Here is a 13,754-nt window from a genome sequence, read left to right as displayed (position 1 = left end):
CGCAGAGCTCGCCGAAGAAGACCCGGATGCCGCGGACTTTGCAGGGCATGCGGGGCGACCTGATGACGCCTTCGTGCCGCCGGGGGCCGAACTTCCTTGGCGCGGCTGGCACGCGCTGAGGTTCGACCGGCAATACGGGGCGATGGGCGGCGAGTCGCCGATCATGTTCGTCGCGATCGATGCCTATGCGAGGCGGTACCGCATCCGCGGCGCCGCGTTCGAGACGTTCCACGCCTTGGTCGGTGCCATGGACGAGGAATACCTCGAGCACGTCCAGCGGAAGGCTGACGACGCCAGAACTGCTGATGAAGAGCGCCGGCGAGTAGCCGGACGCGGTCCCAACCACGACGAGGCTGTTCCCTGATGGCTGGTGTTGCCCTCTCATCTCTGCGCGTGACGACGGACGGTGACTCGTCCGGTTACGTCCGTGCCGCCGAAGCGAAGGTGGCCGCGGACCAGCGGATGATCGCGTCGGACAAGTCGCGGAACGCGTCGCTGGCGCAGGCCGACGCCGCGCTCCAGCGGGCTATCCCGGGCGTCGGCAGCTTGGGAAAGACGCTGCTTGACGGCTACGGCGCCGGCGCGCAGTTCGAGGCGATCGTTCGCCGGATCGGCAGCGCTGTCGATCGCGGCATGGGGCTGGACCGCGCCAACCTGCTTCTCGAGGCCACCTATCGGAAGTTTGGGCTGACGGCGGACGCGGCGGTGCTGGCGGAGCGTGGCTTTGTCTCCATCACCGGGGCCGTTCGAGAGCTCAATGCGGAATACGAGCAGCTTTCCCTAGCCGCCGCGAGCGCCGCGGCCGCCGTTCAGCGAACGGAGACGCAGGCCGGGATCAACGCGGCATATGGGATCGGGGCAGGGCCATCGAAGTCGGCCCAGGAGAGTGCTGACGCGTTCCTTGCGCAGTTCGGTGGGCTGGAGGGGGTGGCGCGCGCGAAGGCTCAGGAAGCCGGAGCCGCCTTTGCCCAAGATCTCGACCAACGCATGATTGCCGGCGCCGGCAAGTCGGCCCGCGACGCCGCAGCTGCCTTCGAGGCGCTATTCACGCTCGATAATCAGAAGGCGCGCCAGGCTGGAGAGAATTTTCAGCGCAGCCTTACCGAGGCGCTTGGTGGCGGCGGCCCGTCGGCGACCTCGCAGGGGGCGACCTATTCAGCTCTGGCCGAGCAGGTGGCTCGCCTTGATCAGGTCGAGCAGGCCAGGGCAGGGCACAACGCACAAGTCACCCAGCAACTTGTCGCGACAGCGTACGGCTACGATGCGGTAGCGAAGTCAGCCAAGGATTCCGCAGCAATCTTCCTTGATGTGGCGCAGGCAGAGGAGCAGGCGGCCGCCAAGGCTGCGGCTTTGCGCGCGCAGATCAATCCGCTGGAGACCGAGATGGTGCGGCTCGGCAAGGAGATGGTCAGCTATCGCGGACTCCTCGACCAAGGGTTGATCTCAAGCTCGGAATTCGAACAAGCCCAGGCCATGGCGGCGAAGCGGCTATCCGATGTCGACATGAACATGAGGAACGCCGCGACCGGCGGCCGTGTCCTGTCTGGCGAACTCGCCAACCTCGGCTATCAGGTCAACGACGTCCTCACCGGTCTCGCCCTCGGCCAGTCGCCGTTCATGATCCTGGCGCAGCAGGGTGGACAGGTCTTTCAGATCTTCCAGAACTCGAAGGCCAGCATCACGGACTTCTTCTCTGTGATCGGAACCAAGGCGTTGAGCCTGCTCACCGTGGGGCGCGTCGTCTTTGGCGGCATCGCGGGAGTGATCGGGCTCGCGACCGCCGCGCTCCAGTCCTACCTTTCCGCCCAGGAGAAGGTGAATATGGGGCTGCTCGGCTCTGGTCGAGCGTCCGGCGCGACGGCATCGGGCATCAACCAGACTGCGCAAGCCGGGTCTTCGCTGGCCGGGCTTTCGGTTTCGGAGGCACGCGAGCTCGCCACCGCCTTGGCCACCACCGGCCGCGTCGCGAACGACAACATCCTGCCGATCGTCCAGATGGGGAAGGACATCTCCCACATCTTCGGAATGGATGCCACCGATGCGACCAAGATGCTCGCCGACGCCTTCTCGGATCCGGCGCGCGGCGCCGATCAGTTGAACCAGCGGCTCGGCTTTCTTGATGCCGGCATGAAGCGGAACATCGACAATCTGGTCGCACAGAACAAATCGTACGAAGCCCAAAAGGTGCTGTTGGCTGGAGTGAAGTCGAGCCTGGACGGCGTCTCCGACGCTGTTTCTAGCTCGTCGAAATTCTGGACAGTGCTCGGGAACGCCATCTCCAATTCTTGGGATGGACTCGGCGGCTTTTTGGCGTCGATGACCGGGTTCGGCCGGACGCTTGATCAGCAAATTGACCAGATGCGGGCGAAGCTGGCCACGCTGAAGAATACCAGCACCGACTACAGCATGGGATTTGGGCTCAACACCGGCGGCAGTGCCAAGGATATCGCGGCAGCCGAGGCCGAGCTCGACAAGATGGTGGCGACGCAACAGCGGCTGGCGCAGGCCTCCGCCATGGCTGCAGCAGCCCAGAAGTCGTTTCTGATCGAAACGACGGCGCGGTCCCTTCAATCGGAGATCGCCGATCGCGAGAAGCTGAACAACGATCTGAAGGTGCTGCACGACATTCTCACCAGCCTGGGCGGTGACGAGGCCGCCGGCGCGCGCCTGGCGCAGCTCGGCCTGTCGATGAAGCAGTTGGCCGACGCCACTGCGGTCGCCGCGGAGAAGGTAAAATCCTTCAAGTCCGACTACGAGACTGCGGTGGATGCCGCAAAGACAGCCAATGCTGCGATCTCGGCGTTCTCACCGTCTCAAAAGGGCGACATCGCCCGCCAGCAATCATTGCAGGCCAACCAGAGATCGAATTACGACGCCACCCAGAAGCAGGCGCTCGCCGATTTGGCCGCTGCCAATGCGGTCAAGCAGGTCACCGTGGCGCTGTCGGAGGCCGGCCGCGCCCGCGAGCTCGCAGGCCGTCAGGGGATCGACAGCGCGAAGGCCGAGCAGGACATGGTCGGCAAGACCATGGCGCAGCAAGAAACCATTCGTGCCAACCTTCAGGCTCGGCAGCAACTGGAGCAGGAAGCATCCGTCAACCGAACTGCATTCGACGAGGCGCAGTATCAGCGGCTGGTGAAAATCAACGAGCAGCTCGGCCGGCAGAAGCAACTGGCGGCCGAGGCGGCGCTCAACGACAGCATCAAGTTTGGCCGCAACACCGCGCTGCTGTCGCCCGAAGATGCGCAGATCGCGCAGCAGTTGAAGTTCAAATACACAGACGTCGCCGATGCTCTCGGCAGCGTCGAGGACTCCGCAATGCGGACGAACCAAGCTCTCAGCCAGTTCTCGTCACAGGCCTCCGGGCAGCTGACGACCGGACTCGCTGACATCTTCGACGGCACGAAGTCGGTCGGGCAGGGCTTCGCCGACATGAGCCGCACGATCGTCCGCGCGCTCGAGGAAGCCGTCATTAAAATGATGATCGTTGCCCCGATCATGCGCAGCCTTCAGGCGCTGACGGGCGGTCTTTTCAGTGGCGGCGGCGTCTTCGGTGGCGGCGGATTGCCGGGTACCGCCGGCAGCGCATTCTACGGTCCCGTGGCGCCCAGCGCGCTCGGGAACGTGTTCGGATCTCCGACCAAGTTCGCCAACGGGGGGACCTTCACGAACTCCATCTTCTCGTCACCGACGCTATTCCGTTTCGCAAACGGAGGAGCGATGCAATCAGGCGTCATGGGTGAAGCCGGGCCGGAAGCCGTGATGCCGCTCCGCCGTGGCCGGGACGGAAGACTCGGGGTGGCCGGTACCGGTGGCGGCGGCGCAACGGCGGGCATCGGAAGCGTCAATTTCGGCGACATCCATATCAACGTGCCGGAAGGCACCTCGCCAACAGATGCGGCCGCGATCGCGCGCTCGGTCCGCCAGACCATGATCCAGGTCGCCGACGAGCGTATCAACCATCACACCCGGCCGCGTGGCCGACTGGCGGCATGATTCCATGGCACTGGACGTTTTCACCCCCATCCATAATCCGTCCAAGGAGGGCACCCGGCGCGCAGTAAAGCGGCGGGTCAACACCGCCCAGTTTGGTGACGGCTATTCTCAGCGGAGCGGGGACGGGCTCAACGCATCACCGCGCACCTTTACGGCGTCGTGGAGCGCGTTGGCTGCAGCCGAAGCGCAGGTCTACGAAGATTTTTTCGATGCCCATAAGTCGACGCCGTTCCTCTGGACGCCGCCCCTGGAGGTGGCGCAGCGAAAGTGGATCGCAGGCGACTCCGATCAAGGCTACCTCGGCGGTTCCACGGTGTCGCTCACCTGCACGCTCACCGAGGTATTTGACGTATGACGGTACCGGTTCTCGACATCCAACAGCCAGATATTGGTGATGTCGCCGAGCTCTACGATGTCGACTGCACAAGAATTTTCGGAGACGTGCTCCGTTTTGTCCCTGCTCCCCTGATAGCCGATCCGACGGCGCCGTTGCCGCAACCAGTGACGTGGCGCGGCCAAACCTATGAACCGCGCGCGTGCGAGGCGTCGGGATGGCTATGGGATGGCCAGGGGCCGCTGCCGCAACCCAAGTTGACCGTGGCGAACACCGATCGGGCCATGTCGGCCCTCTGCATCGCCTACAACGATCTCCAAGGGGCGATCGTGACGCGCCATCGCGTTCCGGTGAAATACCTGGACGGCATGCCCGAGGCGGATCCCGACGTCGAGTTCGATCCCGACGTTTACGTCGTCGACCAGAAAACGACGCAAAACAAGATGGTGGTCGAGTTCCTGCTTGGTGCCGCGATCGACATCGAGGGACGTCTCATCCCTGGGCGACAGGTCATCCAGAGTTACTGCCCGCTGCGGCAACGCATCTGGAATAGCAACACCTCGTCCTTCATCTACAACCAGAGCACCATGGCCTGCCCCTACACCGGCGCGGCGTATTTCAACGAAAAGGGTGAAGTGGTCGGCTCGCCCACGCTCGAGGTCTTCTCGAAGCGGCTTCAGTCCTGCTGCAAGAAGCGCTTCCCGACGGGAGACCTTCCATTCGGGGGATTCCCCGGCGCAGCGAAATACAGGGGATAGCGATGTTCGCTCCTGAGATCGAGAACGCGGCGCGTGCGCACGCCGTGGCGGAATTCCCTAAGGAGTCGTGCGGCATCGTTGTCGGCGATCAGTATATCCAGATCCCGAACATCGCCGAGCATCCCGAAGCCGACTTCGTCATGCCGATCGACACCTGGACCGCGCATGGCGAGGTCGAGGCCGTTGTGCATAGTCACAGCCAAAAGTTCGGGCCGCGACCCAGCGCAAGCGACATGGCGCACCAGATCTCAAGCGACGTGCCTTGGGGCATCACGGTCACCGACGGCAATACGGCGACCAAGGTGTTGTGGTGGGGTGATTTTGTGCTCGAGCAGCCGCTGATCGGCCGCGCATTTGTTCACGGCGTCACGGATTGCTATTCCGCCATTCGCGCTTGGCGCTGGCAGAACTGTGGAATCAGGATCCCAGATTTCCCGCGGGATGAACACTGGTGGGAGAAGGATCTGGATCTCTACAACGAAGGGTTCGGCAAGGCCAGATATCGCGTCATCACCGCGGACGAGGCAAAGGTCGGCGATGTCGCGCTGATCAACTTCAGATCGAAGGTGCCGAACCATGGCGGCACCTTGGTTGAGGACGGACTCCTATACCATCACCTTCAAAACCGCCTGTCGTCTCGCGAGCCCATCGGCCGCTGGGTGCCGATGATTTCAAAATGGCTACGCTACGAGGGGTGACCGAATGCTTCGGGCAGTCGTGTTGCATGGCGCTCTCGCCAGCAGGTTCGGGAAAACATTTGAGCTCGACGTCAAAAGCCCGGCGGAAGCCATCCGGGCTCTCATCGTGCAGATCCGTGGATTCCGGCAGGCTCTGCGAGAGGGTGATTATCACATCCTCAAGGTCCGACCGAATATCACGACTGACCTCGAGCTCGATGAACTGAAGCTGAGGCTTGGCAAAGCCCGAGAGATCCATGTCATCCCTGTTATCAAGGGGTCGTCGAGCAGCTGGGGCAAGATCCTCGCCGGCGTCGCTATCATCGGTCTAGCGATCGCCGCCCCTTATGCCCTCGGTCTGATGGCTCCGGTCACGGGGTCACTCGGCCTCAGCGCGGCGCTTGGCGCATCGACCGGCATCTTTGGCCTGACCTTCGGAAACATCGCGGCCACCGGCGCTGCCGTAGCTCTCGGGGGCGTTGCTCAGATGCTGTCTCCAACTCCGAAACTCTCCGGCGGCAGCGCTTCGACGGACCGCAAGGAGTCGTTCTTGTTCGGGAGCGCTGAAAACGTCACGGCCCAAGGCGTGCCGGTCCCCATCGGTTTCGGTGAATTCGTGTCCGGATCGGTCGTGATCTCGGCCGGCCTCAGTACAGAGGAGCTCGGAACTTACACGCTCAATACTGTCGAAATTATCCTCGCCGCTCGCCCGCTCTTCGACAAGCTTTTCGGACGTTGATCATGGGCATCGAGATCCGAGGATCTGGCGGCGGCAAGTCGGGATCGGGCGGTGCCAGCACGCCTACCGAGGCGCCGAACACGCTTCAGTCTCGGGCGACTGCCAGGATCATAGATCTGGTTTCCGAAGGCGAGATCGAAGGCATCGTCGGGGGGCTGCAAGGCATCTATCTGGACGATACCCCGCTGCAAAATGCAGATGGATCCTACAACTTTACGAATGTCATCATCGACGCTCGAGCTGGGACGCCTGATCAGACATCGATCCCTGGGTTTCCGGCCGTCGAGTCGGTCTTCGGGGTAGGCGTCGAAGTCAAGAACACCGCGCCTGTCGTGCGGGCCATATCGAATGAAGAAGCGACCGCCGCGCTGGTAACTGTTCGTCTCGACGGGCTGCAGTCGATCGATACGAAGACAGGAAATATCAATCCAACCTCAGTTCAGATCGCGATCGATGTCCAACTTGACGGCGGAGGATGGACGGACGTCTCTCCAGCCAACACTGTTTTTAGTGGCAAGACCAGCAGCGCGTATCAGCGCAGCTTTCGGATTGCCCGGCCTGGTGCTGGCGAATGGGCGATAAGAGTTAGGCGCGTAACAGCCGACAACTCGTCATCGACGCTGACGAACAAGACCTATTGGGACAGCGTCACGGAGATTGAGGACTACCGGCTTCAGTATCCGAACTCTGCGTTGATCGCCTATCAGGTCGATGCACAATCCTTCGGCGGGAAGGTCCCGAAGCGATTAGTGCGCGGACGCTGGTTGAAAACACGCATCCCGACCAACTACGACCCGATAGCTAGAACGTACACCGGCGTGTGGGACGGCACGTTCAAGACGGCATGGCACAGTAATCCGGCGTGGGTGCTGTTCGAGTGCATCGCGAACGATCGCTGGGGGATCGGTGAGTATGTGCCGGATGCGTTTCGGGACAAGTGGACGCTCTACTCGATCGGGCAATACTGCGACGAGAGCGTTGCCAACGGCAGCGGAGGCTTCGAGCCTCGATACACCTTCAACTTTGTCTTCGCGACTGCCGATGAGGCGTTGAAGGTCCTGATGTCGATCGCCTCAGTTTTCCGAGGCATGATCTATTGGGGCGCAGCCGGTGTCACGGCAAGTGCCGATCGCAATTTGGATCCGGTCAAGCTCGTGACGCCGGCGAACGTCATCGGAGGCCTGATCAGCTGGGGCGGCGGCAGCCTCAAGGCGCGGCATACCGCGGTGATTGTGACCTGGTATGATCCAGACGATTTCTGTCGTCCGGCATGGGAGGTGGTGGAGGCCTCGCCGGAGGACATTGCGAGATTCGGCTATCGGACGATGGAAGTCGTTGCGGTCGGCTGCACCAGTCGCGGCCAAGCCCATCGCGTGGGAAAGTGGGCGATCGAGACCGAAAGGAGCGAGGCCGAGTCCTGCACATGGCAAGCTGCATGGGATCATGCAGATGTCTATCCAGGCGAGATCGTTCAGATCCAAGACCCCGCATATGCAGGTGTCGAATTCGGCGGCCGTATCAGAAGCGTCATCACTACAGTTGGCGTCACGGGTGTCGTTCTCGATCGGCCCATCACCCTCGAGGCTGACAAGAGTTACAGCATCAGCGTTGTGCTCTCGGATGGCAAGGTAGCTGAGCGAGAAGTCACGACCGTAATATCAACAACGGATACGATCTCGTTCTCAAGCGTGATGGATCCGGAGCCGATTCCGGGTGCGATCTGGATTATGACGGCATCCGATCTATCCCCGCGCATGGTGAAGGTCATCAAGCGGGTGGAGAATCCAGGTGGGACGTTCGATCTCACCGGGATCTTGCACGATCCCACCAAATTCGATCGCATCGAAAAGAATCTGCGGATCGAGGCCCCGAGTTATACGGCCCTTCCAACTGGCCCAATTCTGCCGCCTAGCGACCTTGCGGCCGACGAAAACTTCAAATTGGTCAGCGGCTCTGCGCATCCGGCTACGACATTATCATGGGTCCTCTCAAAGGACCCGCGTGTCGTCAACTACGAAATCCAGGTGAGGCCGCCTAGCTTGAACTGGCAAGCCGCAAATCCTCAGTTCACGTCGGCGTCGTCAGTCGACTTGCTGGATCTCGATGCTGGGGACTGGGGCTTCCGCGTCAGAGCACTGGATGGGTTCGGCCGGACGTCGGGTTGGACAACGATCGAAAGCTTCCATCTCGATGGGACTAACCATCCGCCAGAGGACGTCGTCAACATTCGGGCTGCCGCGTATGTCGATAACACAACTTCGATTTCCTGGGACGAGATCGCCGATGTTCGCGCCATCCGGTTTGCGGTGCGAAAGGGGGACGCCTGGGAATCGGCGCTTGAGCTTGGCACGGTCGCGCATCCGCCGTTCTCGACGCACGGCAACGGCACCTATCTCGTCAAGGCGTACACCGGGCCGGACAGTGCGCGCATCTACAGCGTCAACGCAGCGCAGGTCGAGATTGAAGGCGCTTCGCTGGTCAAAAACGTACTGGCGACTCGAGATGAGGCCGCCGACGGATGGAATGGTGTTTTTGGCGGCACCGTAGGAAAGTCCGGATCGTTCATCCGAACTGGTGGCGCTGGCGCCATTTTGTCCGTGCCAGACTTTCTCAATACGCCAGACATCCTGAACATGGGAGGGCAGGGCGACGGCACATATACCATAGACAAGAGCCGCTATATTGATGCCGGTCGAGTCGCGCCATGCCGCGTCACAATCACCTGGAAAGGTACAGGACAGACCGCAACGGCCGACTTCCTGGCGAACTCTGACATTCTCAATAACCCCGACGTCCTGGCTTCCGGGAACACCGATCTCGTCGAGGTGTACCCTGAGATCGCGGTCTCTCAGAATGAGGTCGTCGGCGACGTCTTCGCTCTTCATCCGACGGAAAATCCAGCGAACGACGTCTTCGCAGAAGCTGACATCTTCTCGCCAGATATATCGTTCGGTCCCTGGGTAAAATACGAACCAGGCATCTACGTCGGCCAGTACTTTCGAGCGCGGCTCGTCTTGAAGTCGCATGATCCTCAGACTGTTGCGATCGCGCTCGCCTTCAGTTTTACCGTCGACGTCCCCGATCGGCTCGACACATGGGCGCTGATCAGCGGTATTGGGACGTCGCTCAATCAGGTCGCTGTTCCAGATACCGGCTTAGTTCTGGTGTTTGCCTCGAATGGCAAGACGTTCGCCGAACCATTCAACGGTGGTCCTAACACCGATGCGGTACCGCTGATCCAGATCACGAACACCTCAAGTCAGGCGTTCGATTTCGAAGTGCAAAGCCTGACGAAGTCGGGCTGCACGATCATCCCACGGCTCGCCGGCACCCCGACGAACGCGCCAAAGACCAACATCACCATTCAAGGTTGGTAAGGAGAAATCATATGCGTCGCTTAGTGCGAGCGCTCGCGCTCGCCTGCACACTTTTTGCCACGCCCGTCTCAGCAGAGCAGGCGAGCACCGTGCTGCCAATAGTAGGTCCGCACACCATGGCGGAATACTCCGGCCTGCTGAACGATGCCTTGCTTGCCTTGCAGACGTGCCATTCCGGCACGACGGCGCCGGCGAATAGCATTGGCGGCTTGCCGGCACACTATCAGTGCTGGCTCGACACTTCGTCGAGTCCATACGTCATGAAGATATATGACAGTGCCCAGTGGGTTGCTGTCGGCAAGGTGAACGCGTCTGCGCATACCTGGACGCCTGTCTTCCAAGGTTCGGATACCGGGACGGCGTCGACCGCAAATACTGGGACAATCGGCCATACTCTCGGATTCCTCGATACCGCTAACACCTGGTCAGGAGGCCAATCGTTCAACAGTGGTAGGCTGTCCCTAGTAGGCGCGACGTCCGGGTCTACCGCTCTCAATGCTTCGGCGATGGCCTCAGGAACCCTCACGCTTCCTTCCGCGACGGATATCCTCGTCGCGCGTGGCACGACCGACACGCTTACGAACAAGACGATCAACTGCACCAACAACGTCTGCACGGTTCGGCTCGGCTCAGACGTCTCCGGCCAGCTTCCTGTTGCAAATGGTGGCACCGGCGCCTCCACGGCTCAAGGGGCGCGTGCATCGTCTGGACTTAACGTCGATAGCTTCACCGGACACGGCGACAGCAATTACTCGATCCAACCAACCGACCGCGTCGTCGGAACAAATGCGGCTTTCACGGCGTCGCGGACATGGACAGTGCCGGCGGCGAGCGCCGTCAATTCGGGCCAAGCTATGATCGTGGCAGACTTCGCTGGCACCGTCACCGGCAGCAACACCCTGATCGTCGCGCGCGCTGGCAGCGACACTATCAACGGCGGCACCAGCGTCACCATCAACTCGGCCAACGGTGCCTATCTGCTGTGGTCGGACGGGTCATCGAAATGGACCGCGCAGGCGATTGGCTCTTCGGCTGCATCAGGCGTCAGTTCGCTCGACGGCGCAACCGGGGCGATCTCGACACAGTCTGGCAGCCTCGAGGTCATCGGATCGACGCTATCAAGCAATGTGTTGTCGTCTCGTGCATTTGCGGCCACACAGGATCTGTCGGCGTTCAACGTTGCCCGGACTCTGGGATATGCCACGGCGGGAGACCGGGGAGATGCAATCTTTGTTAAGGTCGCAACAAATCAGCGCGACGTATTTGTGACGGCTGGCACGATCTCGCAGGCAAGTTCTGGCTGCACCAATGGCACATATCGCGGGCTTTATTTTACGGGCGGGACAGGCGCAAACTTCCGCGCCAATGTCACCGTCTCTGGCAACGTCGTCAGTTCGGTGCAGATCGTGGAGCATGGCGGAAACGGTTATACTGTCGGAGATGTTCTTTCCCCTGTTGGCGGTAATTCCTCAGTAGGTAGTTGCTCTGGGTCTGCATTCACTTGGACGGTATCAACCGTCTCGAGCCCGCTCGCGAGCTTCACGGATTCGGGTGGGAATAAATGGCAGTACACTGTCGGCAGCGAAAATGCGGTCAATACATTCGCTTTCGGCTGCAAATGGAACTGGAACAAGACGACTGGCGATGCAGGCGCGACTAACGATACGAACTGCATCAAAGCGGCCTATGGGTACGCCAATTATGCCAGCCCGAACGCGCTCTTCAGCGCATTCGGAGCTGCACAATCTGGCACAAGGGTTATTTGGCCTGCCGGAACGGCCCTGATATGTGACACAATCACCCAATATTCGAGCGTAGTCGTTGAAGGCCAAGGACCGCAGAACAGCATTCTAAAGGTATGTGATGCGGGGCTTGCGTCAGGCGCCAGCGCCAATGTCTACAATATCTGTGATCCAAACATTCAATTGGCTTGCTTCGGCCCGATGCTTCATAACGTGCGGATTGATGCGAACTCATCAACCCCGGCCAACGCTGGCACATACATCGTCTTCAGCAACGCCGCTCAGCAAAACCGCATTCTTGACAACGTGACGATTTATGCAGGCTTGCGGGGTTGCTTGAGCTATGTGCAGGGCTACGGCGGCGCTGCCAACGCAAATTTCTATGATGTCTTCTGTACCGTCAGCACGGGGGCGGGATCAAATGGCATCAACGTCAGCAATACGGGAACGACGCTGATCAACTTCAAGAACGTGATCGTAGAATCCGGAGGCTCTGGGTTCAGCGGGAATGGCTTCAACATCGCCTCTGGGCAGGTCATAATCGAAGGCTATCACACCGAAGGCGTGACGACCGGCATCAATGTGAACATGACCACTTCGACGCATTCTCTTGTGGTCAAGAATGCATCCGGCGGGGCCCTCTGCACCGAATTGGTATTGTTGCAATCCGCCAACACGGTTGGAAACTTCTCAATCGAGAACGCTGTCAAGAACGGATGCACGCGGCTTGTGACTGACGGCCAGCCGTCTGGAACCAACCGAACGGCCGATGTGACGCCAGCAAACGGCGTTGTTGCGTTCAATCCATAGTTGCCTTTCCCGCTTTCGGCGGTTAATTGTCGCCCATGGATTGGCGGGCTAAAGCGTTGGCGTTCCGGGTGCTGGACCTCCCTGGCGGGGATCGGGCGCATTATCTCTTACAGCGTCATGTCACCAGGAATTGGCCTAGAAAGGCCAACACGCTGGACGCCTTGGCAGACATCGGGCGTCGTGTGATGAGGGACTACGCTAAGCATGTGGGGGGAACCCCGAGTTCTGTCATGGAAGTCGGAGCAGGGCGAGATTTAGCCGTTCCGCTGGCGCTGCGGCGGCTCGGCGTGGCGAAGGTCATAACCTGCGATGTTAAGCGGCTTGGCAAACTGGATCTAATTCAGCACGCGGCCAATCGCATTCTGGCCCGGCAGGTCGAACTATCTAGCTGGGATGATTTGGAGAAATTCGGGGTGGAGTACCGAGCCCCGCATTACGTGAGTCCGGAGGATGAGCAGGTTGACTGCTCTTGCTCGAATGAAGTCATGGAGCATATCCCGGTCGATCAACTCGCTGAGCTTCTGAAGGCCTTGCGAGCTGTGACAAAGGGAATAACCACGCATTCGATCGACTACAGTGATCATTATGCACGGTCGGACAAGTCGGTTTCGCGCCTGAATTTTCTGCGGTACTCGGACGCTGAGTGGCGCCCATTCAATAGCGCCCATCAGTACGTGAACAGGCTTCGTCATAGCGATTATCTGCGGATGTTTCGCGAATCCGGGTTTACGATCTTGGAAGAGAGTTCGGTGGCTGGCGAGCCATCTGCGGATCTCAAGATAGCCAAGCAATTCGAGCAATACGAGCCTTCCGATCTCTTTGCTATCAAGGGGCGGATCATTGCAGCGTGAAGTCTTCGGTGCCCCTCTGATACTGTGGACTTGGTTCGCGATTTCGCTCGGACTGACGGTTTTCGTTGAGTTGAGGCGCATCGGCGTTATCTGATTCAATAACTCGGCGTATAGTTTCGCATTCAGCCGCCTTTCTGGCGGCTTTTTCTTTGGACATCACATGGTAGACATCAACGCCCTAACTGCGGCGAACGCGAAGCGCTGGCAGAACGCGAAGCTGACCCGTGAAGCGGAATTTACGCGCCGGCAAAGGTGGCCGTCGCCAACAAAGGCCGATACCTGGCGATTGCCCGCGCGGCCGGCATGCCTGACATCGCGTGGGGGTTCATCGCGGTCAGCCACTACCGGGAATCCTCGCAAGACTTTTCCCGGTCCAGTGGGGATGGGTTTACCACCCAGAACCAGCCCGAGCAACCATGGTAGCCCGTCAGTGCTTCGCTCAGTGTAGGGGCAGGGATTTCCTACACGTG

9 protein-coding genes are annotated in these 13,754 nt (G+C 60.3%); all 9 read left to right on the top strand.

Translation table 11 applies throughout. From position 1 onward, the window contains the following. Window positions 1-73: 73 nt before the first annotated feature. Genes ACIPUD_RS10740 through ACIPUD_RS10700 form a run of 9 tightly spaced genes read left to right on the top strand, consistent with a single transcriptional unit; the run spans window position 74 to window position 13,284 of the window. A complete protein-coding gene (locus ACIPUD_RS10740) occupies window positions 74-364 on the top strand; it encodes a phage tail assembly chaperone (RefSeq protein WP_446480575.1) in 291 nt (96 codons plus the stop codon). After that, entirely contained in the window at window positions 364-3,996 is a 3,633-nt protein-coding gene (locus ACIPUD_RS10735) for a phage tail length tape measure family protein (protein WP_446480574.1), read from the top strand. Before ACIPUD_RS10740 ends, ACIPUD_RS10735 begins: the two co-directional genes overlap by 1 nt. A gap of 4 nt (window positions 3,997-4,000) precedes the next feature. After that, window positions 4,001-4,351: a phage tail protein gene (locus tag ACIPUD_RS10730; RefSeq protein ID WP_446480573.1), complete on the top strand. Its 351-nt coding sequence runs from the start codon at window positions 4,001-4,003 to the stop codon at window positions 4,349-4,351. Further along, window positions 4,348-5,088: a phage minor tail protein L gene (locus ACIPUD_RS10725; protein WP_446480572.1), complete on the top strand. Its 741-nt coding sequence runs from the start codon at window positions 4,348-4,350 to the stop codon at window positions 5,086-5,088. The genes ACIPUD_RS10730 and ACIPUD_RS10725 overlap by 4 nt, the downstream gene beginning before the upstream one ends. Window positions 5,089-5,090: 2 nt before the next feature. After that, entirely contained in the window at window positions 5,091-5,786 is a 696-nt protein-coding gene (locus ACIPUD_RS10720; RefSeq protein WP_446480571.1) for a Mov34/MPN/PAD-1 family protein, read from the top strand. 4 nt (window positions 5,787-5,790) lie between these two features. Next, window positions 5,791-6,504 (top strand): hypothetical protein, encoded by a 714-nt coding sequence (locus ACIPUD_RS10715; protein WP_446480570.1) that lies wholly within the window; start codon window positions 5,791-5,793, stop codon window positions 6,502-6,504. Window positions 6,505-6,506: 2 nt separating this feature from the next. After that, on the top strand, window positions 6,507-9,881 hold the full coding sequence (locus ACIPUD_RS10710) for a host specificity protein J (protein ID WP_446480569.1): 3,375 nt from the start codon (window positions 6,507-6,509) through the stop codon (window positions 9,879-9,881). 11 nt (window positions 9,882-9,892) lie between these two features. Continuing rightward, the gene (locus ACIPUD_RS10705) at window positions 9,893-12,433 is read left to right on the top strand and encodes a hypothetical protein (RefSeq protein ID WP_446480568.1); all 2,541 of its coding nucleotides are present in this window, start codon (window positions 9,893-9,895) and stop codon (window positions 12,431-12,433) included. Window positions 12,434-12,468: 35 nt separating this feature from the next. Beyond that, window positions 12,469-13,284: a class I SAM-dependent methyltransferase gene (locus tag ACIPUD_RS10700; RefSeq protein ID WP_446480567.1), complete on the top strand. Its 816-nt coding sequence runs from the start codon at window positions 12,469-12,471 to the stop codon at window positions 13,282-13,284. Window positions 13,285-13,754 lie beyond the last annotated feature (470 nt).

The organism is Bradyrhizobium sp. CAR08 (assembly GCF_052871955.1).
This window is presented reverse-complemented; position numbering and strand designations above follow the sequence as displayed.

What these genes read in the sequence shown, in the direction of transcription:
- ACIPUD_RS10735 (WP_446480574.1), top strand. Translation starts at nt 364, where the DNA reads ATGGCTGGTGTTGCCCTCTCATCTCTGCGCGTGACGACGGACGGTGAC.
- ACIPUD_RS10730 (WP_446480573.1), top strand. Translation starts at nt 4,001, where the DNA reads ATGGCACTGGACGTTTTCACCCCCATCCATAATCCGTCCAAGGAGGGC.
- ACIPUD_RS10725 (WP_446480572.1), top strand. Translation starts at nt 4,348, where the DNA reads ATGACGGTACCGGTTCTCGACATCCAACAGCCAGATATTGGTGATGTC.
- ACIPUD_RS10720 (WP_446480571.1), top strand. Translation starts at nt 5,091, where the DNA reads ATGTTCGCTCCTGAGATCGAGAACGCGGCGCGTGCGCACGCCGTGGCG.
- ACIPUD_RS10715 (WP_446480570.1), top strand. Translation starts at nt 5,791, where the DNA reads ATGCTTCGGGCAGTCGTGTTGCATGGCGCTCTCGCCAGCAGGTTCGGG.
- ACIPUD_RS10710 (WP_446480569.1), top strand. Translation starts at nt 6,507, where the DNA reads ATGGGCATCGAGATCCGAGGATCTGGCGGCGGCAAGTCGGGATCGGGC.
- ACIPUD_RS10705 (WP_446480568.1), top strand. Translation starts at nt 9,893, where the DNA reads ATGCGTCGCTTAGTGCGAGCGCTCGCGCTCGCCTGCACACTTTTTGCC.
- ACIPUD_RS10700 (WP_446480567.1), top strand. Translation starts at nt 12,469, where the DNA reads ATGGATTGGCGGGCTAAAGCGTTGGCGTTCCGGGTGCTGGACCTCCCT.